Annotated in this window: 21 protein-coding genes; 9 read left to right on the forward strand and 12 right to left on the reverse strand. The window is 67.8% G+C overall.

Going from position 1 to position 24,404, the window contains the following annotated elements:
* Nucleotides 1-236: 236 nt before the first annotated feature.
* The 4 genes from AC3B6C_RS06545 to AC3B6C_RS06560 form a co-directional block, all read right to left on the reverse strand.
* On the reverse strand, nucleotides 237-1,154 hold the full coding sequence (locus AC3B6C_RS06545) for a helix-turn-helix domain-containing protein (protein ID WP_488375449.1): 918 nt from the start codon (nucleotides 1,152-1,154) through the stop codon (nucleotides 237-239).
* Nucleotides 1,151-2,116: a helix-turn-helix domain-containing protein gene (locus AC3B6C_RS06550; RefSeq protein ID WP_488375450.1), complete on the reverse strand. Its 966-nt coding sequence runs from the start codon at nucleotides 2,114-2,116 to the stop codon at nucleotides 1,151-1,153. Before AC3B6C_RS06550 ends, AC3B6C_RS06545 begins: the two co-directional genes overlap by 4 nt.
* A 280-nt stretch (nucleotides 2,117-2,396) precedes the next feature.
* Nucleotides 2,397-3,098 (reverse strand): DUF6766 family protein, encoded by a 702-nt coding sequence (locus tag AC3B6C_RS06555; protein WP_055476322.1) that lies wholly within the window; start codon nucleotides 3,096-3,098, stop codon nucleotides 2,397-2,399.
* 196 nt (nucleotides 3,099-3,294) lie between these two features.
* A complete protein-coding gene (locus AC3B6C_RS06560; RefSeq protein WP_014928638.1) occupies nucleotides 3,295-4,125 on the reverse strand; it encodes an alpha/beta fold hydrolase in 831 nt (276 codons plus the stop codon).
* A 170-nt stretch (nucleotides 4,126-4,295) separates the two neighbouring features.
* Here AC3B6C_RS06560 and ilvD point away from each other — a divergent pair, with 170 nt between their 5' ends.
* The 3 genes from ilvD to AC3B6C_RS06575 all read left to right on the forward strand — a co-directional run bounded on the left by ilvD (nucleotide 4,296) and on the right by AC3B6C_RS06575 (nucleotide 7,658).
* The gene (gene ilvD / locus AC3B6C_RS06565; protein WP_010843873.1) at nucleotides 4,296-6,011 is read left to right on the forward strand and encodes a dihydroxy-acid dehydratase; all 1,716 of its coding nucleotides are present in this window, start codon (nucleotides 4,296-4,298) and stop codon (nucleotides 6,009-6,011) included.
* A 291-nt stretch (nucleotides 6,012-6,302) separates the two neighbouring features.
* Nucleotides 6,303-7,247, forward strand: coding sequence for a manganese catalase family protein (locus tag AC3B6C_RS06570; RefSeq protein WP_010843872.1), 945 nt, complete (start codon nucleotides 6,303-6,305; stop codon nucleotides 7,245-7,247).
* 144 nt (nucleotides 7,248-7,391) lie between these two features.
* Complete coding sequence (locus AC3B6C_RS06575; protein ID WP_014928644.1) at nucleotides 7,392-7,658, forward strand: lipopolysaccharide assembly protein LapA domain-containing protein; 267 nt, start codon at nucleotides 7,392-7,394, stop codon at nucleotides 7,656-7,658.
* Between the two features lie 33 nt (nucleotides 7,659-7,691).
* Here AC3B6C_RS06575 and AC3B6C_RS06580 read toward each other — a convergent pair whose 3' ends face one another.
* Nucleotides 7,692-8,942 carry an esterase/lipase family protein gene (locus tag AC3B6C_RS06580; RefSeq protein ID WP_488375451.1) on the reverse strand — a complete coding sequence of 417 codons (1,251 nt, stop codon included), beginning with the start codon at nucleotides 8,940-8,942 and terminating at the stop codon, nucleotides 7,692-7,694.
* Between the two features lie 127 nt (nucleotides 8,943-9,069).
* A complete protein-coding gene (locus AC3B6C_RS06585) occupies nucleotides 9,070-9,714 on the reverse strand; it encodes a class I SAM-dependent methyltransferase (protein ID WP_055476319.1) in 645 nt (214 codons plus the stop codon).
* Nucleotides 9,715-9,876: 162 nt separating this feature from the next.
* On the opposite strand from AC3B6C_RS06585, the gene AC3B6C_RS06590 reads away from it, so the two are divergent.
* The 6 genes from AC3B6C_RS06590 to AC3B6C_RS06615 all read left to right on the forward strand — a co-directional run bounded on the left by AC3B6C_RS06590 (nucleotide 9,877) and on the right by AC3B6C_RS06615 (nucleotide 17,829).
* On the forward strand, nucleotides 9,877-10,668 hold the full coding sequence (locus tag AC3B6C_RS06590) for an LLM class F420-dependent oxidoreductase (protein WP_488375452.1): 792 nt from the start codon (nucleotides 9,877-9,879) through the stop codon (nucleotides 10,666-10,668).
* Between the two features lie 123 nt (nucleotides 10,669-10,791).
* The gene (locus AC3B6C_RS06595; RefSeq protein WP_488375453.1) at nucleotides 10,792-12,822 is read left to right on the forward strand and encodes a TPM domain-containing protein; all 2,031 of its coding nucleotides are present in this window, start codon (nucleotides 10,792-10,794) and stop codon (nucleotides 12,820-12,822) included.
* Nucleotides 12,823-13,005: 183 nt separating this feature from the next.
* Nucleotides 13,006-15,096: a PhoX family protein gene (locus AC3B6C_RS06600; RefSeq protein WP_488375454.1), complete on the forward strand. Its 2,091-nt coding sequence runs from the start codon at nucleotides 13,006-13,008 to the stop codon at nucleotides 15,094-15,096.
* A 175-nt stretch (nucleotides 15,097-15,271) separates the two neighbouring features.
* Entirely contained in the window at nucleotides 15,272-15,745 is a 474-nt protein-coding gene (locus AC3B6C_RS06605; protein ID WP_014928650.1) for a MarR family winged helix-turn-helix transcriptional regulator, read from the forward strand.
* Nucleotides 15,746-15,800: 55 nt separating this feature from the next.
* Nucleotides 15,801-17,087 (forward strand): MFS transporter, encoded by a 1,287-nt coding sequence (locus AC3B6C_RS06610; protein ID WP_488375455.1) that lies wholly within the window; start codon nucleotides 15,801-15,803, stop codon nucleotides 17,085-17,087.
* Between the two features lie 55 nt (nucleotides 17,088-17,142).
* Nucleotides 17,143-17,829 carry a hypothetical protein gene (locus tag AC3B6C_RS06615; RefSeq protein WP_488375456.1) on the forward strand — a complete coding sequence of 229 codons (687 nt, stop codon included), beginning with the start codon at nucleotides 17,143-17,145 and terminating at the stop codon, nucleotides 17,827-17,829.
* Nucleotides 17,830-17,839: 10 nt separating this feature from the next.
* Here the strand turns inward: AC3B6C_RS06615 and AC3B6C_RS06620 are convergent, their stop codons facing one another.
* From AC3B6C_RS06620 to glnT, 6 genes are all read right to left on the reverse strand, one after another.
* Nucleotides 17,840-18,487, reverse strand: a complete 648-nt coding sequence (locus AC3B6C_RS06620; protein WP_425307037.1) for a helix-turn-helix domain-containing protein — start codon at nucleotides 18,485-18,487, stop codon at nucleotides 17,840-17,842.
* A gap of 94 nt (nucleotides 18,488-18,581) precedes the next feature.
* Complete coding sequence (locus AC3B6C_RS06625; protein WP_488375457.1) at nucleotides 18,582-19,772, reverse strand: NAD(P)/FAD-dependent oxidoreductase; 1,191 nt, start codon at nucleotides 19,770-19,772, stop codon at nucleotides 18,582-18,584.
* The gene (locus AC3B6C_RS06630) at nucleotides 19,769-21,100 is read right to left on the reverse strand and encodes an FMN-binding glutamate synthase family protein (protein ID WP_010843860.1); all 1,332 of its coding nucleotides are present in this window, start codon (nucleotides 21,098-21,100) and stop codon (nucleotides 19,769-19,771) included. Before AC3B6C_RS06630 ends, AC3B6C_RS06625 begins: the two co-directional genes overlap by 4 nt.
* Before the next feature lie 169 nt (nucleotides 21,101-21,269).
* Entirely contained in the window at nucleotides 21,270-22,028 is a 759-nt protein-coding gene (locus tag AC3B6C_RS06635) for a protein glxC (RefSeq protein WP_488375458.1), read from the reverse strand.
* Nucleotides 22,016-22,912 carry a class II glutamine amidotransferase domain-containing protein gene (locus AC3B6C_RS06640; RefSeq protein WP_488375459.1) on the reverse strand — a complete coding sequence of 299 codons (897 nt, stop codon included), beginning with the start codon at nucleotides 22,910-22,912 and terminating at the stop codon, nucleotides 22,016-22,018. The genes AC3B6C_RS06635 and AC3B6C_RS06640 overlap by 13 nt, the downstream gene beginning before the upstream one ends.
* A 66-nt stretch (nucleotides 22,913-22,978) precedes the next feature.
* Complete coding sequence (gene glnT, locus AC3B6C_RS06645; protein WP_488375460.1) at nucleotides 22,979-24,337, reverse strand: type III glutamate--ammonia ligase; 1,359 nt, start codon at nucleotides 24,335-24,337, stop codon at nucleotides 22,979-22,981.
* Nucleotides 24,338-24,404 lie beyond the last annotated feature (67 nt).

Consider the following 24,404-nt stretch of genomic DNA (forward strand, 5'->3'; position numbering starts at 1 on the left):
TAACGCGATCACGTCGACTCTGGGATCACTGTTGCCGGCGCTGGTCGCGCCCCCACCGCAATGCGCCACCGGTGATGCGCGCTGACCTGCGAGCCACGCTCGGGCGCAGGGCATTGCGCCACCCTCGCCGCCCGCGGCCGCTTTAGAATCACTCCGCACGCAATGTGGCGCCGGCCACCTCCGACGCGGCGCCGGATGGGTGGCCGGGCAGCCCGGGGTCGAAAGGCACCACAGATTCAGGACACCGCGTTGTCGCGGCGCCACTGCGACGGCGAGACCCCGTACGCGGCCCGGAATCGCTTGGCGAAATGGGTGGCGTCGCTGAAGCCGTGGGCTCGGGCGACTGCCGGGATGGTTAGTTGTCGACGGACCACGAGTGCGTCCCGGGCGCGGTCCAGTCGCCGGCGGATGATGTAGTCGTTCAGCCGGACCTCTGCAGAAGGCCACTCGGAGTACAGCTTCCGGGTCGACACGTGGTGGGCGGCTGCGATTGTGTCCGCGCACAGCCCGGGGTCGGTGAGATGAGCATCGATGTGGTTCTTCACCGAAATGACCAGCTCCGACGGTTGCGGCTGGTCACCGGCGTCGAGCGCCGTGAGGAGCAGGGACCTGACCACGGCACTGGTCGGAGCGGCCAGATCCGGGAGCAACTCGGGACAGTCCGCTGCCAGACGCCTCAGATGCAGGACGTGATCACGGACGAAGCCGAGCAGCGGGTTGGCGTCGCGCAGGCGATCGAGACCGCGCCGGACTGTTTCGGGAGCAAGTCCCAACCATCCCTGCGGCACCTGCAACGCCACGATCGAACCCGGGCCGTGAGCACGGAAATCGAAGGGCGACAACACATCGACAACGGTGAGTCCGCGTGGACTCGCCTCCTCGCCGGGACCGCAACGAAGCGTCCAGCCATCGTCTCCGGGCACCGCGACCACGAGTGCCACCTCGGCTCGGCCACGGTGGGATCGTTTGCGGGACAGAGTGATCCCTTGATGGTCGGCAATGGTCAACCACATGCCCTCACCCATCGGCCAGTGCGTCGCGGTCGGCGCGTCTGGGTGACGTTCGGGTGCGACCACCGCCTCGACGCCCCTGACGTCGCGCCACGGCCCGCATCGGGAACCCTCCGGACCGGCCTGTGTCTGACCGGTGATCACGGGCTGTTCTCCTGCGCCAGGGACATCACCCGCCATGCTCTCGGTGTCATGCCGTACATCTCACGGAACCGGCGGCCGAGGAAGGACGGGTTGGTCACTCCCCACCGACGTCCGATGAGCGCGACCGACTGATGCCGGGTCTCCGGTCGGGCGAGATCGTCGCGGATACCCTCCAGGCGGCACGCGATGATCCACTGTTCGAGTCCGAAACCCGCGTCCGCGCAGAGCCGGAACAGCTTTCGGACCGAGATCCCGTGCGCGTCGGCGATCATCCCGGCCGAGAGCTGAGGATCGCCGAGATGCCGCCGCACGTAACCGCGGATACGCGGCAGGAGAACGGCTGCCATCGCGTGGCGCGCGTAATCCGGGTCGTAGGCCGACGCCAGCAACGCCCGGGCGATGTCGATCGTGGACGATCCGATGGCCTCTGCCGCAATCGGATTCGTTGCCAGCACGTCACCGTTGTTCGCCATCGCCCCGATCCGGTCGGTCATCAGCGAACAGAGCGGACTCGACGCCAGCCGGCCGGCCGCGCCGCGGATGACCTCGTGGGGGAGGTCGAGTTGTTCGAGCGGGATGTACAGGGCCTGTGATGAGCCCCTACCCGGCCAGTAATAGTCGTAGGGGGTGTTCAGGTCGCACAACATCATGTCACCGGCCTGCAGCAACTGCTGACTTCCGTATTGATCGAATCCACCGACGCTGCGCTCCTGGACCGCGAGCGCCAGCACCTCCGACGGGCCGCTGCGGATCTGCGCCGGACTGCGCGACAGCCGGAGTCCGGTGAGGTACGAACGAAAGATGCTGGTGTCGCCGTACGGGATGCGCTCCAACGTCGCGTCCGTACGAAGCGGGTCGTCGAACTCCACCGAGGTCGGCCAGATCTGGTCGAGAAACGCCGAGTAGGTCGCCTCACGCCGGTCCTTCTCCGTCACTTCGTGCGAGGCGAAGACGATGGCCATGCCCGGACCCCCTCAGCTCCGAATGTTCGCCGTGCGACGACGGGTGATCGAACAGGAAGAATACCGGCGAACACGGTGCGACGGCGGGGTTGCCGCCGGTCACGGCACAATTCCGCCTCAACCCGGCGCGACGACTCCCGCCAGAATGCGCACCGCTCGAACGCTCCGCCGCGCGGGGTGTGCGCCACCGCGACTTCCGCCGACACCGATCCGGCGTGCGGCCGCCCATGCGCGTCCTCGACAGGGACGTACGTCCGTGGTCGCGAGCCGCCGTCGCCGTTCACGAACCCGTCTCGGTATGGGGGTCTGCGACCGGCTTGGACTCGGCAGAATTCCGCTGGCGCAGGAAGATCGACAGGACGACGATCGCGGCGACCGCGATGAACTCACTCTGCCAGTTCTGCATGGACTCGAACCAGAACTGCGAAGTGGTCAAATAGCGCCACACCGATACGGCCGCCTCACCGTGTTCCTGCTGCTCGGCACTGTAGGCACGGGCACCGCCGACCGCGTGCAGTGCCAATGAGGCGAAGAAGAGTGCGAAGAATGCTATGGCCAGCGAGTTCTCGTAGATCTTGAGTACCCATCCGCCGCGACGGACCGGCCACGGCGTGCGGGGCTGATCAGACCCGTGAGGGTCGGCGTCTTGGGGTGCGTCGCCGTCGACGGGTTTCGATTCGGAGGATCCGCGCTGGAACAGGAACGCGGTGAGAACCACGTACATGGCCATCTGGAGGAACTCGGATTCCCAGTTCTCGAAGGTCGCCTCGATGAAGTCGCCGGTGAGGAAGTAGCCGAGAAACGACACCTGTCCGGAGCCGCCGTGGGAGAGCTGCTCGGCGTTGTAGACCTGCCAGCCGGACACGGCCATTCCGACGAAGAACACTGCGAACAGGAGCATGCACGTGATGAACAGGCCGTTGTCGCGCAGCCGGCGACTCGTCCGCTCGCCGAGCAGTGATAGCGAATCTCCTCCAACCATGCTGTCAGAGCTTATCGAGTCCGACCGCTGACGACGGCGAACATCCAGGTCACGACCCGCGAAGACGCTGTGGCAACCCCGGCCCCGGTTCCGGCCGGCTCACGGCGACGGGACGATCGGGATCGACGAGGACGAGGTCCCGGCCCAGGTCGATCGATCGCCTGAGCCGGGGCCATCACGCCGACAGTCGGTCCGGCTACGTCGCGTCGACCGCTCGGAGGACGATCCGCGAGACGGCGTCGGGTCGCGAGACCAGCGAGGCGTGGGATGCGTTGACCTCGGAGGTGCGACCGGGCGCGGCCCGTCCGGCCATGAATCGCTGCAGCGCCGGGGGGATCACCCGATCCTGTTGTGAGACGAGGTACCAGCTGGGCACCCGCGACCACGACGGCGGTCCCGAGGGTTCCAGGTTGGCGCGGAGAGCCGCCGACTTCTGGTGCGCGAACATGTCGGCGGCGACCGCGGGCGTCACGTCCTGGGCGAAGATGTCCCGGAAGTACGGGCGTGCGATGTAGCCGTCGACGTTGCGACCGGCCAGTCCGGTGGGGTCGTTCTCGACGACCTTGAGTTGCAGAGCGGGGGGCAACAACCGGCTGCCCGGGTAGGTGATCGGGTTCAGCAGCCCTTGGACGAACTCGCCGGTGGTGGGTGCGAAGGCGGCGATGTAGACGTTGGCGCGGACGTCGGGGTCCTGGGTGTTGGTGATGACGAAGCCGCCGTAGGAGTGTCCGACGAGCACGATGGGCCCGTCGATCGTCGCGAGCTTCTTCTCGAGTTGCGCGGAGTCGTACGCCGGAGACCGGAGGGGGTTGTCGAAGGTCTGCACCGCGAGTCCGCGGCCGCGCAGGTCCTGCGCGACGTCACGCCAGCCCGACGAATCGGCGAACGCCCCGTGCACCAGGACCACTGTCGGTGCGGTCGGCTGGGCCTCGGCCGGAACCACCGACAGGCCGGCGGCCGTGGCCACCAATGTCGAGACGAGCAGTGCCCGTCCGGCCAGTTTTCGAAGCGCGGTCCTGGGGTTCATGTCGGCGGCCTTTCCACGAGTCAACGGGGGTCGAGGTGGACCTTAACCACTCCCGCTGCCACGCATCTGGTCACGAGCGCACGGTTCTGTGCTGACCACGCACGGCCCGATCTCGCGGCGCCGGTACCGACTCCGACCGCGTCCCGACGATCACCACTACTCTTGCCCTCATGACCAAGCGAACCGAACCGGACGCCGAGATCGACATCAAGCCGCGTAGTCGCGACGTCACGGACGGCTTGGAGAAGACCGCGGCCCGCGGCATGCTCCGCGCGGTGGGGATGGGTGACGACGACTGGGTGAAACCGCAGATCGGGGTCGGGTCGTCGTGGAATGAGATCACCCCGTGCAACCTGTCGCTCGATCGGCTGGCGAAGGCCGTGAAGGAAGGCGTGCACGAAGGCGGTGGATATCCGCTCGAGTTCGGCACCATCTCGGTTTCCGACGGCATCTCGATGGGCCATGAGGGCATGCACTTCTCGCTGGTCTCCCGCGAGGTGATCGCCGACAGCGTGGAAACAGTGATGAGCGCCGAACGACTCGACGGCTCGGTCCTGCTGGCCGGGTGCGACAAGTCCCTGCCCGGCATGCTCATGGCCGCGGCGCGCCTCGACCTCGCGTCGGTGTTCCTCTACGCCGGTTCCACACTGCCCGGTTACGCGACGCTGTCCGACGGCACAGAGCGCCAGGTCACCATCATCGACGCCTTCGAGGCGGTCGGCGCGTGCGCCCGCGGACTGATGAGCCGCGAGGACGTGGACACGATCGAACGCGCCATCTGCCCGGGTGAGGGTGCGTGCGGCGGCATGTACACCGCCAACACGATGGCCAGCGCCGCCGAGGCCCTCGGCATGTCCCTGCCCGGCAGTGCCGCGCCCCCGGCCCCGGACAAGCGCCGCGACCAGTTCGCCCGGCGCAGCGGTGTGGCCGTCGTCGAGATGCTGCGCCGCGGGATCACCGCGCGCGACATCATGACGCGCGAGGCCTTCGAGAACGCGATCGCGGTGGTGATGGCGTTCGGCGGCTCGACCAACGCGGTGCTCCACCTTCTCGCCATCGCCAACGAGGCCGAGGTCGAACTGTCCCTCGACGACTTCATCCGCGTGGGCAGCCGCGTCCCGCACCTCGCCGACGTCAAACCCTTCGGCCGGCACGTGATGACCGACGTCGATCGCATCGGCGGTGTGCCGGTGGTGATGAAGGCGCTCCTCGACGCGGGGCTCCTGCACGGCGACTGCCTGACGGTGACCGGATCGACGGTGGCCGAGAACCTGGCGCACATCGCGCCGCCGGATCCGGACGGTCAGGTCCTGCGCGCCACGAAATCGCCCATCCATCCCACCGGCGGCATCACGATCCTCAAGGGTTCGCTGGCTCCCGAAGGCGCCGTGGTGAAGTCCGCAGGCTTCGACTCCGATGTCTTCGAGGGAACGGCACGGGTATTCGATCGGGAACGCGCCGCGATGGACGCGTTGGAAGATGGCACGATCACCGCCGGGGACGTCGTGGTCATCCGGTACGAAGGGCCCAAGGGCGGACCGGGGATGCGGGAGATGCTCGCGATCACCGGCGCCATCAAGGGCGCGGGCCTCGGCAAGGACGTGCTGCTGATGACCGACGGACGGTTCTCGGGCGGCACCACCGGCCTGTGCGTGGGTCACGTCGCACCGGAAGCGGTCGACGGTGGACCGATCGCGCTGGTCCGCGACGGCGACCGCATCCGACTCGACGTCGGCCGCGGACTCCTCGACCTCCTGGTCGACGACGACGAACTCGCATCACGTGCACAGGAATTCACTCCCCTGCCGCCGCGCTACACCCGCGGGGTGCTGGCCAAGTACTCCAAGCTCGTCACCTCCGCGTCGCAGGGGGCCGTCTGCCGCTGACCGCGTATCGATCGTCGAGTTCGTCGAACCGACCCCGGACACCCCTCGGACAGGGCTGACCCGCCCGGCGTGTTTGGGCGCCGGTTGCGTGGGTATCGCTCGGCATACCAGTTGCTCCAGAAACGTGGCCTCTGTTGATGATGTGGCCCCCTCGACCGGCGTCGGCGAGGCATGGGTGTCTGCGAGTCGGATTGCTCATCCTCTGCCGCAACCGGTCCGGGGCCAACCGATCACTCCATATGCGAACTCCGGCACCGCCGGTCCGCCTCCCAACGAGTTCGAGGAGAGCCTGTGTACCTACACACTCAGCAATTGATCAACGAGATCGCCGTCGACGAGCCCGATCCGGCCGCTGCGAATGCCCTACAGGAGGGGCTGGGCGGGCAGTTCGGCGAGATGCGCACCATGATGCAGTACCTGTTCCAGTCCATGAACTTTCGCGGCGATCCGGCGTCGAAGCCGTACCGGGATCTGCTGCAGGGAGTCGGGACCGAAGAGATCAGCCACGTCGAACTCATCGGCACCACCATCTCGCGCCTGCTCGACGGTTCGCCGGAGTACAAGGGCAAGAAGACAGATCCGGTCGACAAGCCGGGTGAGAAGGGGTCCACACCCCTCAAGATCGCGCTGGACACCAGCAACATCCATCACTACCTCGTCGGCGCACAGGGTGCACTGCCGGTCGACGCCGCCGGCAATCCCTGGTCGGGGTCCTACGTGTACAACAGCGGGAACCTCGTTCTGGATCTGCTCTACAACCTGATGCTCGAATCCACCGGGCGACTGCAGAAATGTCGGATCTACGAGATGACCGACAACAAGACAGCCCGCTCCACGATCGCCTACCTGATCGTCCGTGATCAGGCGCACGAGAACGCCTTCGCGAAGGCCCTGGAGAGCCTCGGGGTCAACTGGGGATCGATCCTGCCGATCCCGAAGACCAATGCCGAGCGGTACCCGGAGGTCAAGAAGCTGGTCGACCAGGGATTGCAGAGCGTTCAGTTCACCTTCAGCGCCGACAACCAGAGCGACGCGGCGAAGCTGTACCGCGGTGCGTCCCCCAGCGGTGACGGGACCGAACTGAGCACCGAGATCATGCCCGAGGGATTCCCCATGACCATCGCACCCGAACGGCGCGAGGAGTTCGCGCCCGGACTGGACAAGGATCTACTCGCGCTGATCCAGGCCACCGCCGAGGTCGAGATCGCAGCCGCCGACGACCCGGGCAAAAAGTAGCCACACCCGGCGGGCGGCGCACGGCCTCCGGTGCCGCCCGCCGGCGTGAGGGTTCGACGTCAGGTTGCGTTTTGTCCCGGTTTCCGGGACAAGACGCAACCGGATCGCAGACGGCCGCTGCTGAGAGCACCTAGAGTCCCAGACATGGCGAAAGACCGCGGCGCCCCGACGCCGGCATCCGGCAGACCCTCCACGTTGTCGAGAGTGTCACTGCCGCAATGGATTGCGCTCGGGCTGACGATTCTGGCGGTGGTCTTCATCGTTCAGAACCGGACCACCGTGCGTATCGAGCTGTTCTGGGTGAGCGTCGAGTCGCCGTTGTGGTTCATCCTGGCCGTCGTCTTCGTCGTCGGCTGGGTCGTGGGTGTGCTTGCCGCACGCGGTCGCTACCGTCAGCGCCGGCCGCACTGAATTCCCGGGCTGTCAACGGACCCCGTTCTGGTCCTACGACGACCGGCCGGCCGGCAGCGCCTTTCGTGGAGTGAGGTGGCCCAGCAGCCAGTCGTAGATCGCGTCGCTGTTCAGCAGGGTGAAGTGGTGCGCGCCACCGATATGGAAACCCTCCTGGAACTTCAGACCACGACGCCGGCGTGTGTGCTGCCCGCGCCCACTCGGTGCGAGCACGAGACCGTCACCGAGCAGGCGTCCCAACGGGTTGTCGGGATCGCGGGTGATCGTGGCGGTGACGAAGAGATGCCGTGCGCCCGCCAGCAGCGGGACGTCGGCACCGGGCGGCTGCGACCACGCGTCGGGGTCCTGTCCCACCCAGTCGTCGTCGGTCAGGCTGCCGTGGAACAGGTCTCGCACCCCGGCACTCCGACGACGCAGCAGGGAGCCGATCGGACGCGTGACCGGCGTCCGCCGCAGCGCATTCGTGGCCAGGTGGACACCACGAGCCAGCGGCGCACCCAGATGCGGCGTGCCCAGGCACACCGTCTCCGACACCAGACCCGTCCAGTACTCGCTGCGCTGAACGGCTGTGTGACAAGCACTTCGGATGACCAACCCGCCCATCGAGTGACCGATGAGGGTCAGCCGGGTCACCGGTGCGGGCCAGAGCAGTACGAGGTCGGCGAGGAGGTCGGCGAGCGCGCGGCCGTTCTCGCTGATGTGGCGACCGGTGTTGTACCGGACCTGGACCTCGGTGGCGCCGATGTCGTCGGCCAGTTTCTCGCCGTAGGTCGCGCGCTCACTGAGGGACCAGGCGAACTCCGACTCCATCAGGCCGTGCAGGAACACGACGATGTGTCCGCCCGCGTGGGGAAAGCCCGCGCGCAGCGACTCGGCGTCGAGCGCGACCGGACGGCCATCGACGCGGATCGACATGTCGGCCGTCAGGGGCGATTCCGCGGTCTCCAGTTCATCGCCGATCAGGCCGTTGAGGATGCCGAGGAGCACGGCGCCACGATGGGTGTGCGACGGCGCGCGGCCCTCCGGCCACGGCATGTGGTCCGCTGCCGACCTCCCGGCGTCGAGCGCCGCGGCGATGGAGTTGTAGGTGCCCTCGCTGACGGCGTCGTGCACCATCTGTGCCGTGTCGACGGAACTCCCCAACACCGGCCGGAGCATCCGGAAGACACCACCGGCGATGACACGATGCATCGCTCCGACGCCTCGCGTGGCAGCGCCGGCTTCGTAGAGACCGAGGTGGGTGAGCGCCCGCAGCTCGGCCTCACGCGTGGTCGTGGCGGTCATGGCCCTGAGTGTACAGATGTGCACTCAATTCCGGGGCGCAAGCGTTGGGCGTGCTCGTGTGCGTGTACACCTCGTCGAGATCAGGGTGCGATTTGTCCCGGTTTCCGGGCCAGAACGCAACTCGATCTCAGTCGGCCCGGCGTCGCGCCCGGAACACGACGTCGTGCGTGTGGTGTCCGCCTCCGGCGGCCTTCCCGCGTTCCCGCGTCTCGTCGGTCACGATGTCCCAGCCGTCGCCGAGCAGATCCGCGAAATCCCCGGGCTGGACGTACGCGTCGGGGTCGAACCCATGGGCCCGCACGCCCTCGGGGGCGTGGGCGACCACCAGCAGGGACCCGCCGGGCCCGACGGCGTCGACCAGTCGGCGAGCCGCGTCGACGTTCTCCTTCGGGATCGGGAAGTAGTGCGCCGTCACGAGATCGACGCCGGTCGCCGGCACGTCATCGGCGATCACGTCGGCACGCAACCAGGTGATCGACGGTCGTGGATCGATCTCCCGAGCCCGGTCGACGGCGACCTGGGAGATGTCGAGGGCGGTGACCTGCCATCCACGATCGGCGAGCCAGCGGGCGTCGGCGCCCTCCCCCGACCCGACATCGAGTGCGGTGCCCGGATCGATCCCGGACACCTCGGCGACGAGTGCCGGGTTGACGTCCGACGTCCAGAGCCGGTCAGCGCTGCTGTACCGCGCATCCCAGCCCTCGGCGGTACCCGGGTCGTCGGGTCTCGATGGCTCGGTCATGGTGTCGGGACGGCTGTTCTCGGTGGCCATGCAGTCGACTGTGGCACGCGCGGTCGCGGGTGGCCAGGACCGTTGCCGAACCCGCAGGAAGTCCGGCGCGGGGTCAGGGCGGACACCGGCGGGGTCGGGGCATCACGGTCTCGCCGGTCGCCTTCGTCGACGATTGCGCTGACAGCAGGCAGACTGGTCGGCATGGCATTCCCCATTCGCATCGGTGTCCAACTCCAACCCCAACACGCACCCGAGTACTCGTTGATCCGCGACGCGGTTCGACGCGCCGAGGACACGGGCGTCGACGTCGCATTCAACTGGGATCACTTCTATCCGCTCTACGGCGCACCCGAAGGCGAACACTTCGAATGCTGGACGATGCTCGGCGCGTGGGCCGAGCAGACCTCACGCGTCGAGATCGGCGCACTCGTGACCTGCAACTCGTACCGCAACCCGGAGTTGCTCGCCGACATGGCCCGCACCGTCGACCACATCAGCGGCGGCCGCCTGATCCTGGGTGTCGGGGCCGGCTGGTTCGAGAAGGACTACGACGAGTACGGCTACGAGTTCGGCACGGTCGGTTCACGTCTGAACGACTTCGGCGCTGCGCTGCCGCGGATCAAGTCGCGTCTGGCCAAGCTCAATCCGGCTCCCACCCGCGACATCCCGATCCTGATCGGTGGCAGCGGCGAGAAGAAGACACTGCGCTACATCGCCGAGCACGGCGACGTCTGGCACGGCTTCAACGACGTCGAGCAGTACCGGCACAAGTCCAAGGTGCTGGCCGAGCACTGCGCGGCCGTGGGTCGCGACCCGGAGACCATCGAACGGTCGTCCGGGGTGAACTTCAGCGGCGACACCGACGCACTGCTCCGCGACGCGGACGCACTCGCCGACGAGGGCGTCACTCTGCTGACCGTCGGCGTCACGGGGCCCGACTATGACCTCACCGCCCTCGAGGCGCTGTGCCGGTGGCGCGACTCGCGGAACTGACCGCATCGCGGGCGGCGCCGTATGGCGCCGCCCGTCATTCGCTCGGCCGGACGATTGCCCGGATGCAACACCCGACCCGATGCCTCGTCGGCATCGCACGTCTGCACGACTAGGTTTGTGATCATGCATCGAGTGCCGGCACTTCGGGAACTGCTGACACGTGTGGCTTCGACGGCCGCGCTGGTAGGACTGCTGGGAGTCCTTGTGGCCCTCGCGTCACCCGGCGCGGCGTCCGCCGAACCGCCGACCCGGTTGCCGAACTACGTCGTCGACTCCGCGGACGCGATCAGTCCGGCACAACGCACCGAACTCGAGGCCGCGATCGACTCGCTCTACAGCGACCACGCGGTCCAGATGTGGATCGTGTACGTCCGCGACTTCGGCGGTCTCACCAGCGAGCAGTGGGCAGATCAGACCGCCGTCGCCAGTGAGCTGGGTGATCACGACGCCCTGCTCGCCGTCGCGACCGAGGATCGGGCGTACCGATTGTTCGCGCCCGACAGCGCCGGCGGCCTGGATCAGTCGACGCTCGAAGAGGTGGCCAACGACGACGTCGTCCCGCAGCTGCGCGACGAGAACTGGGCGGGAGCCGGACTGGCCGCGGTCAACGGTCTGTCCGGAGCACTCGATCCGAGCCACACCGGCATCATCGCGGCCGGTGTCGTCGGCGGGGTGGTCGTCCTCGGTGGCGGCGGCGCGTACCTCTACTCACGACGACGGAGGCAACGCCGCATCACCGAGGGCGTCGAGACGCTCCGCGAGCAGGAACTGACCGTCGACCAGTTGGCCGCCCAGCCCGTCGACGTGCTCGACCCGTGGTCACGCGAGGTGCTCACCGACCTCGACAACGCGATCCGCACCAGTGAAGAAGAGCTGCAACTGGCCGTCGGCGAATTCGGCGAGGTCGAGACCGCACCGTTCACCGATTCCGTCCGGCAGGCCGAGCAGGCGCTGGCGCGGGCATTCGCGCTTCGGCAACGGCTCGACGACAACGTCGCCGAGACCGACGACGAGCGTCGGTCGATCCTGGTGCAGATCATCACCATGTGCACCGAGATCGACAGTGTGCTGGACGATCAGGTCGACAACTTCGACGCGATGCGCAACCTCTTGATCAACGCGGACGCTCGATTCGACTCGATCACCCAGCAGCTGATCGGCCTGCGCGCCCGTCTGGAGACTGCCTCGCAGCAGCTGACCGATCTCGTCGGCAAGCACGGCGAGGGCACACTGACCTCGATTCTCGACAACGTCGACCTGGCCCGCTCCCAGATCGACTTCGCGGAGGCGACCGCGGATCAGGGCCGGGCCGCGATCACCGCACCGGTCGGTCAGCAGGGTCCGGCGGTCGCCGCCATCCGGTCGGCGGAGGGTTCGATCGAGCAGGCGACGGTGCTCCTCGACGCCATCGACCATGCGGATGCCAACATTGCCGCCGCCCGCTCCCGGATGCCGGCGCTCGTCGCCGAGGTCGAGGAGGAACTCGCCGAGGCGAATGCCCTGGCCGAGGCCGGCGGCACGTCGCTGGTGACCGCGATCGAGACCGCGAGTGCGGCGGTCGCGGGTGCGCGCAGCAGCTTCGACACCGATCCCCTGGGCACCTTCACCGCGCTGGTCGACGCCGACGCCGACCTCGACGACGCACTCGCGGCAGCGCGTGATGCCGCTGCCGAGCGCGTCCGCCGCGCACAGGTCCTCACGGCCGCACTCGAATCGGCCGGCGCCAAGGTGACCGCCGCCGCCGACTTCATCGGCACCCGCCGCGGCGCCGTCCAGTCCACCGCCCGCACCAGGCTCGCCGAGGCGCAACGCCTCCTGCAGTCCGCGACGGACGCCGCTGCCACCGACCCGCCGGCGGCGACCCAGACCGCTCGTCGCGCCGGATCTCTGGCCGACCAGGCCCTGATGGCCGCCCAGGGCGACGTGGTCAGCTGGCAGCAGTCGCAACAGCGACACCCGACCGGTTCATCGACCGCCGGCGCGGTCTTGGGCGGCATCCTCGTCGACAGTTTCCTGCGCGGCACCATCGGTGGGCGCGGCGGAGGCTTCGCCGGGGGCGGCTTCGGCGGGGGTTTCGGCAGTGGCGGACGCAGCCCCGGGTCGTTCGGCGGCTCCGGGTCCTCGGGACGGATCGGCACCGGCGGCCGCTTCTGAGGCACCGGCGCCGGGAGCGTGGCGAGCGGGCCCAATCGAAGCCTGGCGTTGTTCCACGTGGAACCAACAGGGGTGTTGGGTTGCCGTTCACACACGGGTAGCCATCGGTTCGCTTCGCCCTCCTAACGTGCTCTTCGTCGTGCGCCGGCCCCGTGGCGCGACCATGCTTCCAGAGGAGCCCGTGTGCGTATTCCGTTGCAGCTGTTCATGTCCACCGGCGAGGATGCCGGACGCTCGTCCCGCGCCTACGTGACCTGCCGATACAAGTGTGGCGACGCGTGCCGCCACGACCCGGGAAACACCAGCGACAACACCTATTTCCGCGAGATCGTCCGGACCGCGGTGTCGCGTCGCAGCGTCCTCAAGACCTCCGCCGGTGCCGCCGTGGCCGTCGGCGCGACCTCGCTGCTGGCGGCGTGCGGGGACTCCGGATCATCGGACCCCGCATCGCCGAGCAGCGCATCGTCCGGAGATGCACTGCCCGGCATGAAGTTCGATGCCGTCGCACCGAATACCGAAGACGCCGTGGTGATCCCGGCGGGATACCGCCAAGAGGTCGTGATCAGATGGGGTGATCCCATTCTGCCCGGTGCTCCCGAGTTCGACTTCGCCAATCAGACCCCGGAGGCGCAGGCGGGGCAGTTCGGGTTCAACAACGATTTCGCGGGGCTCATCCCCGTGGACGGGGTCGCCGACCACCACTACCTGGTCGCCAACCTCGAGTATCCGACCGAACCGTTCATGTTCGCCGGGTACAACGACGGCGAGCCCACCGAGCAGCAGGCCCGGATCGCCATGGCGTCGGTCGGCATAGCGATCGTCGAGGTCACCTCGAAGTCCGGGAGCGGTGCACTCACAACCGTTGTGGGACCGCGTAATCGGCGCCTCACCGCGTCCAGCCCGTTTCGCCTGACGGGACCAGCCGCCGGCAGCGAGTTCGTCAAGACCGCTGCCGACCCGGCCGGGACCACCGTCCTGGGGACCTTCGCCAACTGTTCCGGCGGACTGACCCCGTGGGGCACCATGCTCTCCGGCGAGGAGAACTTCAACAACTACTTCGCCAACCCGAGCAAGGTCACCGACCCCAAGGCGGCGGAGCGACTCGAGCGCTACTCCTTCGAGGACGACGGGGACGAGCACCACTGGGGACGGTTCGACAAACGCTTCGATCTCGCTGTCGAACCGAACGAGGGCAATCGCTTCGGCTACATCGTCGAGGTCGACCCGCATGACCCGAATTCCGTTCCGGTCAAACACAGTTCGATGGGACGGTTCAAGCACGAGTCGGCGAACATCTATGTCGTCGGCAGCGGCCCGGACAAAGACACGGTCGTGGCCTACAGCGGTGACGACGAGAAGTTCGAGTACATCTACAAGTTCGTGTCCAGCCGGAAGATGAAGAGCGGTCTGTCACGGACCGCCCGCGAGCACAACATGGGCATCCTCGACGAGGGCACCCTCTACGTCGCCACCTTCACCGGAGACTCGACCGACCCCGTGGACGGGTCCGGAACCCCGCCCGCCTCAGGGAAGTTCACCGGCAAGGGTTCGTGGAAACCGCTGCTGACGGTCAACGCCGACGGCTCGGCTCGCTCCTACATTCCGGGGATGACCCCGGCCGAGGTGGCGGTGTTCACGCGGCAGGCCGCCGACACCGTGGGTGCGACCAAGATGGACCGCCCCGAGGACATCGAACCGAACCCGAAGACCGGCAAGGTGTACTGCGCACTGACGAACAACGACGACCGCGGCACCGACGGAGAGGCCGTTGCCGACGCCGTCAATCCGCGTACCGAGAACAAGAACGGTCAGGTTCTGGAGATGACCGACGACCACACCGGGACCGAGTTCACCTGGGAACTACTGCTGGTGTGCGGCGACCCCGCCGCCGCCGACACCTACTACGGCGGGTTCGACAAGACCGCGGTCAGCCCCATCTCGTGCCCGGACAACGTCGCCTTCGATCCGCACGGAAACCTGTGGATCTCGACCGACGGCAATGCGCTCGACAGCAACGACGGCCTGTTCGCGGTTGCCCTCGACGGCGACCGGCGTGGGGAGACCAAGCAGTTCCTGACCGTACCCAAGGGTGGCGAGACCTGCGGCCCGATCATCGACACCAACCGCGTCCTGATCGCCGTCCAGCACCCGGGTGAGCTCGACGATCACTCCGCGGACAACCCGGCGTCGCACTGGCCGGACGGCGGCGATTCCCAGCCGCGCCCCTCCATCGTCGCCGTGTGGCGCGACGGCGGTGCCGAGATCGGGGCCTGACCGCAGAGCCCACGCTTCCGACGAGGAAGCCGCGACCTTCCGTATGAGGTTGTGCCCTGTTCACGGGCACAACCTCATACGGATCCAGGGGGAGCACCGTGTGGCCCCGTCCGTAAGGAGCGTCACACCGTTGCCATGCATTACTTCGAAGTTCTAAGTATTAGACTTGCTAAACGTGTCCGCTTCCGACCCCGCCCAACTCGCCCAGGCCCTGCGGCCGACGATCACGAGGCTCTACCTCGCTCTTCGTCGTCGTGCACCGTCGGTCGAGCTGACCGCGGCGCAATCGTCCGCCCTGAGCGTCCTCGCCGACCACGGGCCGATGCGCATGGGTGAGTTCGCCGACCGCGAATCCATCCGCATGCCGACAGCGACGTCGGTGATCGACGGACTCACGAAACACGAGATGGTCGAACGCAGACCCGATCCGGTTGACCGTCGAGCCGTGCTCGTCGGCCTCACCGACCACGGGCGCACTCTCGTCGGGCGGATCCGTGAGCAACGCGACGTCGTCCTGACGGGCGCGCTCGCCGAACTCAGCGATCAGCAACGCGAAGCCATCGCCGCGGCCGGACCCGCCCTGCTGGCCCTGCGCGACCAACTCGACAACCATCCGGCATCACACGCCGCGTCCCCCGCACGCGTGTGAGCGGGAGCCGGCGCGTCGCCACCGGCCACCCCGCCTTGATCTGGCAAAGGACCCCATGACCGTCACCGAACACACCCAGAGCGACACCGTCGCGAGCGGAGCCGACCGCACCGAGGCCGAGCCGTCGATGCTCGCCTCCCTGCGCGCGCAACCGCGCGCGGTGTGGATCACCGCATTCGCCGCCGTCATCGCCTTCATGGGCATCGGCCTCGTCGATCCGATCCTGCACAGCATCGCCGAAGCGCTGAATGCCCCGCCCGAGAAGCTCACGCTCCTGTTCGGTGTCTACGTCGGCGTGCAGTGCGTCGCGATGCTGCTGACCGGCTGGGCCGCATACCGTTTCGGTCCCCGACGAACTCTCACCGTCGGCTTGGTCCTCATCGTCGTCGCCGCCGGCGTCTCGGCCCTCGCCGACAACATCGACCAGCTCATCGCGTTGCGGGTGATCTGGGGCCTCGGAAACGCGTTGTTCCTCGCCACCGCACTGGCTTTCATCGTCCAGTCCGCGGTCGGCAACCGCAACAGCGCCATCATGATGTACGAGGCCGCACTGGGAATCGGCCTGGCGGTCGGCCCGCTCCTGGGCGCAACACTCGGCGAATGGACCTGGCGCGCACCGTTTGCCGGTACCGCGCTGCTCATGCTGGCCGGCGCCGTCCTCTGCGCCGTCATGCTCCCCGCCGACGGCCCGCGATCCGAACGCATCCAGGTGCGGATCGTCGACCCGCTCAAGGTCCTCCGCAACCGCACCCTCTTCGTCACCTCCGTCGGCTCGGCGTTCTACACGGGCGCGCTGTTCACCGTGATCGCCTGGGCGCCGATCGCGATGGGTCTGCGTCCCATGTACGCGGGACTGGTGTTCTTCGGCTGGGGTCTGCTCACCGCTATTGCGGGCGTCTTCGTCGCACCGCTGCTCGCACGGCTCATCGGTGAGAAGTCAGGTGTCCTCGTAGCCGTCTCGGTCTACGGGCTGGTGATGGTGCTGGCCGGGATCGGCACCGCAACCGACCAGGTCTGGCTGATCGGTCTGGCCGTGATCCTGTCCGGCTTCCCGTCGGGCGTGCTCAACACCCTCTTCACCGACGTCGCCATGTCGGCGGTCGGCGGCGACACCCCGCGCTCGGTCTCGAGCGCCGGGTTCAGCTTCCTCCGCTGGATGGGTGCCGCGATCGCGGCCGTACTCGTCGCCTACCTCGCCAAGTGGACCGGCTCGGAGGCGACCCCGTGGTGGTTCGCCGCCGCGTACTGCGTCGTCGCCCTCGTCGCGGTGTCGCTGGCCAAGGTCGCCCACGATCGCAAGGTCGCCGACGACGCCGCACTCATCGGCGCCGAGGAGTTCTAGGCGCCGATCTGCCAATCGGTGACCAGCGCGTGAATCGCCGGGTACCGTCCGCGGGGTGACGGATTCGAAGGTGATCGTTGCCATCCGGGGCGATGCGCCGACCCTCGCCGATGCCGATGTCCTCGTCCGGGGTTGTGCCGCCGCGGGCGCGACGCGCGTCCAGGTCAACCTCGACGACGACCTGGTGTCGGGAGCCATGCGCATCTACGAACTCGACCCGCCGATCGCTGCGGTGCTGGCGTTCTGGGCCCCCGAGCCCGGCCCTGTCCTGGCGGCCGTCGACGACCACCTCGGCGTTCGGATCGATGCCTGGGCGGTCACCGATCGAGCGCCGCTGGATCCGGAACTACCCGCCGAGGGAACGCGCATCGACGCGCTGTCCAACATCGCGTTCCTGCGTCGTCCCGACGAACTCGACCGCGACGAGTGGCTCCGTCGGTGGTTGGACGACCACACCCAGGTCGCCATCGACACCCAGGCCACGTTCGGATATGTCCAGAACATCGTCGAACGACCGTTGACCGAGAACGCCCCGCCGGTCGCGGCCATCGTCGAAGAACTGTTCCCGATGGAGGCGGTCAGCGACATCCACGCCTTCTACGGAAGCGGCGGGGACCAGCAGGAACTCGAACGCCGGATGACCCTCATGCTCCAGAGCGTGGCCCGGTTCGGCGCGGACCGGAATCTCGACGTGGTGCCGACGTCGCGCCACGACTTCGATCTCAGCGGGTCGCGCACGTGAGCCATTCGTCTCAGACGGCCGAGTCCGGGAATGCGATCACCGACAGGAAACGCACCGGCAGCTCGACGAGTTCGACAGGCCCGTGCGCTCCCTCGCCGTCGAGCTGAAGCGAGTCGCCCGGATGCATCCGGTACACCGAGCGGCTGTGGGCGTAGTCCATCACGCCCTCGAGGACGTACAGGAATTCGGTTCCCGCGTGCTGGAACAGCGGCTGGGTGACCGACTTCTCGGTCAGCGTGACCAGTAGGCACTCGAGCCGTTTGTGCTCACCGCGCAACGAACCGAGCAGCTCGTACTCGTGGCCCTCCCGAGACCCCTCGCGGATGATCTCCGAGCCCTCACCCGATTTGACGAACACGGCCGACCGTTCCATCTCGGCGCCGCGGAACAGCGAGGTCACCGACACGTCGAACCCGTTGGCCAGGCGGGCCAGCGTACTGAGACTGCACGAGGTCTGGGCGTTCTCGATCTTCGACAACATCGCCTTGGAGATGCCGACGCGAGTCGCCATGTCCCCCACCGACAGTCCCTGCTGGCGTCGCAGACGCCGCACGTTGTGCGCGATCGCCGTCTCCAGCTCCAACTCCTCGACCGACTGGTCGACGGGCCGCTCTCGCGCTGTGCCGGATTGATTCCGGATCAAAGGGTCGTCCGTCACGCTGCCAGCATAGTGAGAAACAACGTTTCCTGACAGTTGACACACGAAGTCGGCTCCCGTCGACGGTCGGGCCTCAGGTCATCGGAAGGCCGGGTCAGCGCATCTCGCCGGCGCCGACATACGGGAAGCGTGTCGTCAGCAGGTCTCCCTCGGCGAACCGAGAGAAACGGAAGTCCGACTCGGGGATACGAGGGTCCGCGCTGCGCCCGTCGACGACCAGATCGGCGATCAACCGGCCGACCGCCGGTGAGATCTTGAACCCGTGCCCACTGAATCCGGCTGCGAGCACGAGCCCGTCCAGCGGTCCACGGGAGATGATCGGGTTCCAGTCCGGCGTGACGTCGTAACACCCGGCATAGCTCGTGGTGATCGCCGGCGCGGAGAAACCGGGGAACCGCGTGCCGACCTTGTCGACCGTGAGGTCGATGAAGTCCGAATCCGCGCGATTGCGGTAGTCGTCCGGATCCGCGATGTCGAGGGCGGCCAGATCGCTGTTGCCGAACAAGATCTCACCGCGGACGTCGGGACGGACGTACTGCAGTGACACCAGGTCCGAGAAGACCGGCACCTCGCCGAGGTCCTCACCCGGGTCGATCATCACGATCTGTTCGCGATGCACCTCGATCGGGACGTCGATCCCGTAGGGGGCGAGGAACGGCCTGGACCAGACGCCGGTCGCCACCACGACGGTGTCCGCGGAGATCGTCGAGCCGTCGGCGAGGCGGACGCCGGTCACCCTGTCCTTGTCGACGACGAGGCCGGTCACCTTCGTGCCCTGACGGATTCGGACTCCCGCCGCCCGTGCGGAGGCCGCGAAGGCCTGCGCGGTCTGATACGCGTCACCGTACCCGCCCCGTTCCTCCCATCCGAAGGCCGCGAACGGTTCGAGGTCGGCGGTCGGCCACATCGCGGCGACGTCGGCGACGTCGATCTCCTCGGTCTGCACACCCATCACGCGTTGTGCCGCGAGGCTCTTGCGCATGTTCTCGACATTCGCCTCCCCCACGCCCACCACGTACCCGGTCTGCCGGAAACCGATGTCCGTTCCGAAGATCTCCTCGGCCTTCTCGAAGACCTCGAGCCCGATCGCGGCCATGGCTGCCAGTGAGCCGACACCGTAGTGGCAGCGGACGATTCCCGACGACTTCCCCGTCATCCCACCGCCGACGGTGTCGCGCTCACAGACGATCACATCGGTGACGCCGCGCTGTCCCAACGCCCACGCGGCGGCCGCGCCCTCGAGACCCCCGCCGACGATGACGACCGACGCGGACTCCGGGTTCACAGCCCGGACCCCGGAATCCAGTTCGTCCCGGCGAGCGGGACGCGGGCCATCGCCGACGCCTCGATCGAGATCGCCACGAGGTCTTCGGGTTCCAGATGCTGCAGATGTGCCTTCCCGCACGCACGCGCGATGGTCTGGGCCTCCATCGTCATCACGCGCAGGAAGTTCGCGAGTCGCTTTCCGCCGAGGACCGGGTCGAAGCGGGCGGACAGTTCCGGGTCCTGCGTGCTGATGCCCGCGGGATCGCGCCCGTCCTGGAAGTCGTCGTAGAAGCCGGCGGCCGAGCCCAACGCCTCGTATTCTTCGGCGTATCGGGGGTCGTTGTCACCCAACGCGATCAGCGCGGCGGTTCCGATGGCGACGGCGTCGGCGCCCAGCGCCATCGCCTTCGCGACATCTGCTCCGTTGCGGATCCCACCCGAGACGATCAGCTGCACCTCTCGATGAACTCCCAACTCCTGCAGGGCCTGCACTGCCTGAGGGATCGCGGCGAGGGTCGGGATGCCCACGTGTTCGATGAAAACGTCCTGGGTGGCGGCCGTTCCGCCCTGCATGCCGTCGACCACGACGACGTCGGCGCCGGAGTGCACCGCGAGCTTGACGTCGTAGTAGGTGCGGGTGGCGCCGACCTTCACGTAGATCGGCTTCTCCCAGTCGGTGATCTCGCGCAACTCGTTGATCTTGATCGCGAGGTCGTCGGGCCCGGTCCAATCCGGGTGACGGCATGCGCTGCGCTGGTCGATACCCTGTGGCAGGGTGCGCATCCCGGCGACCCGTTCGGAGATCTTCTGTCCCAGCAGCATTCCGCCTCCGCCGGGTTTGGCACCCTGCCCCAGAACGATCTCGATCGCGTCGGCCTTGCGCAGGTCGTCGGGGTTCATCCCGTACCGCGACGGGAGATACTGGTAGACGAGATGCTTCGACTGCCCCCGCTCTTCGGGCGTCATCCCGCCGTCACCGGTGGTCGTGGAGGTGCCGACCTCCGAGGCGCCGCGACCGAGTGCTTCCTTCGCCGAGGCCGACAATGCACCGAAGCTCATCCCGGCGATCGTCACCGGGGTGGCGAGATGCAACGGGTACTTCGCATTTCGGCTACCGAGGACGACGTCGGTGTCGCAGCGCTCGCGGTAGCCCTCGAGTGGATAGCGGGACATCGACGCGCCGAGGAACAGCAGATCGTCGAAATGCGGCAGCTTGCGCTTGGCGCCCCAGCCGCGGATGTCGTAGATGCCGGTCTCGGCGGCGCGCTGGATCGCGGCGATGGTCGTGCGGTCGAATGTGGCCGACTCGCGCAGGCCACGCTGTTCGATGCTCAGGTTGTCGGTCATGACGGTTCTCTTTCGTCGTGTGGTGGGCGACGGTGGGGCCCTTCGAGGCTCGTCGCTATCGCTCCTCGCACCTCAGGGAGCAGTGGGTCGGCGCGCTTGCGCTCCTCGCACCTCAGGGAGCAGTGGGTCGGCGCACTTGCGCTCCTCGCACCTCAGGGAGCAGTGGGGCTCAGTACGCGGACGTGTTGTCGACCTTGAAGTGGTACAGCTCGCGGGCCGATCCGTAACGGGTGTAGTCGCGGGGGTCGTCGTCGCCGAAGCCGGCGGCCTTGAGCAGTCCGGTCAGCTCCTCGAGGTGTTCTGCGCGCATGGGCTTGGCGATGCAGTCGGCACCGAGCGAGGCGACATCGCCGCGCACATAGATGCGGGTCTCGTAGATCGAGTCGCCGAGACCGTCACCGGCGTTTCCGCGGACGACCAGACGGCCGGCCTGTGCCATGAAAGCGCTGTTGTGCCCGACGTTTCCACCGACGACGATGTCGACGCCCTTCATCGAGATGCCGCACCGTGCCGCGGCGTCGCCCTCGACGACGAGGAACCCGCCGTGCGCGGTGGCGCCCGCCGACTGGGAGGCATTGCCCTTCACGATGACGCTGCCGCTCATCATGTTCTCGGCGACACCGGTACCGGCGTTGCCGTTGATCGTGACCTCGGCCTGCTGGTTCATCCCGGCCGCGTAGTAGCCGACGTGGCCGTTGATGGTGATCTTCAGCGGGAGGTTGACCCCGGCCGCGACGCTGTGGGCGCCGGCCGGGTTCTCGATGACGACCTCTCCCGAGATGTCGCCGTGCAGCGCCGAATTGATCTCGCGCAGCGGGGTGGCGGCGAGGTCGAAGGTGTGGTTGGGGCTCATCGTCTCAGCTTTCGCCGTGTCGGTGGAGGCGGGAACGGAAGGGGTGGTTGCCAACTCGGCAGTCATCGCGTCCATGCGTACACGACCTCCGGCTCGGGCTCCCAGATGCGGGCGTTCTCCACGCCGGGCAGTGTGGTCAGCGCGCGGTACTCACTCGCCATGGCCACCCAGTCGTCGGTCTCGGCGATCACCGCCGGTTTGCACGCGATGGCGTCGCGGACCACGGCGAACGAGTCGCGGTTGGACACCAGCAGGGTGTAGAAGCCGTCGAAGTTGGCGCACACCTCTTTCAGGGCTGTCTCCACGTCCTTACCCGCCGCCAGCTGGTGCGCGACGAACCGCGCGCCCACCTCGGTGTCGTTCTCGCTGTCGAATTCCACTCCCGCGGCGCGGAGTTCGCGCCTGATCGTGGCGTGGTTGGCGAACGAGCCGTTGTGGACCAGGCACTGCTCGGGACCGACGGCGAACGGGTGCGCGCCCGAGGAGGTGACGGCTGATTCCGTCGCCATCCTGGTGTGGCCGACCCCCTGCCACCCCGACGCTGCTGCGAGTCCCCAGGATCGGGTCAGATCCCGGGGCGCTCCGACACCCTTGAGGACGGTGAGGTCCGACCCGAAGCCCGCGACGAGTGCGTGGGGGTATGCGGCGCGTGCGGCGGCGAGCAGTTCGTCGGCCGTCACCGGGGCGGAGATCACGAGCGTGACGTCGATCGTCTGCGCCGCGACCGCCACCCCGAGCGCCGCGCTCAGAGTCGCGGATACCTCCTCGGGGATCACGTCGAGTTCGAGGAGGGAGATGCAGCCGTGCCCCGGCGGCGCCCACGCGGGGTTTCCGTAGACGGCGATACCCGCCGAATCCGCTCCGCGGTCCTGCATCTCGCCGAGCATCTCGGCGAGCAGCTCGCCGAGCCGGGGGTGGAGGTCCGGGTTGCGCAGATGCAGCCCGACTATTCCGCACATGGTCAGGTCCTTACGTCGAGAAGTGGATGTTGCTGTCGGAGAAACGCTTCGCTCAGGGATCGACGGTCAGAACGCCGTCAGGTACTTGTCGACCTCCCACGGCGTGACCGCCGCGTGCCAGTCGAAGAACTCGTCGCGCTTGAGGCCGGCGAAGTACGCCGAGACCCGCTGCTGATCGTCCGGCCAGTCCTCCGGGAGTGCGGCGTCGAGCGCGCCGGCGACCACCGTGTCGGTCTCGAGCGCCTCCACCGCGTGCAGGAGGGTGAGCGGGAGTTCGGCGATGTGGCCGGGACAGTTCCCGACGGCACCGGGATCGAGACTCCGCTTGATGCCGTCGAGTCCCGCTCCCAGGAGGGCGGCGACGGCCAGGTACGGATTCGCCGACCCGTCGCCACCGCGCAGTTCCACGCGTTGCTCGTCGGGCACCCGGATGTAATGCGTGCGGTCGTTGCCGCCGTAGGTGGCCCGCCGCGGAGCCCAGGACGCCCCCGAGCGGGTCGCGGTCGCTCCGGTTCGCTTGTACGAGTTGACCGTCGGTGCGATGACGGCCTGGAGCGCGGGCGCATGCTCCAGGATTCCGCCGATGAACCCGTAGGCCGTCTCCGACAGCCCCAGGCCGCGTTCGTCGTCGGTGACCTCGGGGAACACCGGGTCACCCGCCCGCGTCAGTGACAGGTGGAAGTGCAATCCCGAGCCGGTGCGCTCGGCGAAGGGCTTCGGCATGAAGGTCGCGATCATGCCCCGCTCCGCAGCCAGGGCCGAGAGCAGGTAGCGGAGGGTGACGACGCGGTCGGCGGTCGTCAGAGCGTCGGAGTAGGCGAAGTTCTGCTCGAACTGACCGTTGCCGTCTTCGTGGTCGTTGGCGTAGTTGCTCCAGCCGAGCTGGTTCATCGCGGTGGACACCGCGGTCAGGTGCTCGTACATGCGGGTCAGGCCGCGGACGTCGTAGCAGGGCTGATCCGAGTCGTCGGCGGCGTCGGCGGTCACCAAGGACCCATCGGCGGCCCGCTTGAGGAGGAAGTACTCGACCTCCGCACCGACCCACGGCTCGAAGCCTGCGTCCGCGGTCTGCGCGATGAGGGCCTTGAGGATGTTGCGGGGCGCGAAGGGCCAGGGCTTGCCCTCGACATGCGGATCGCACTGGACGACGGCGAGGCCCTCTTTGATGAACGGGATGGGCAGGAAGGAACGGACGTCGGGGATGGCGATGAGGTCGGGGTCCTTCGGCTCCTGCCCGATGGCACCGACGGCGTAACCGGCGAAACCGACTCCATCGGTGGCCAATTCGTCCACGGCCTCCACCGGCACCAGCTTGGCGCAGGGTTTGCCGCGGAGGTCGACGAACATCGCGAGGATGAACTTGGTGCCGTGCGTCGCGCAGAGATCGGCGAGGTCGCCGGTCGTCGTCTCGGTGGTTGTCATCATGTGCTCCGGGGGTCGACTCTAGGGGCTTTCGGTCCGCGTGTCCACTCTTGTGAACCTTTGTCTACTA

It is taken from the genome of Gordonia sp. 11cp (assembly GCF_057767225.1).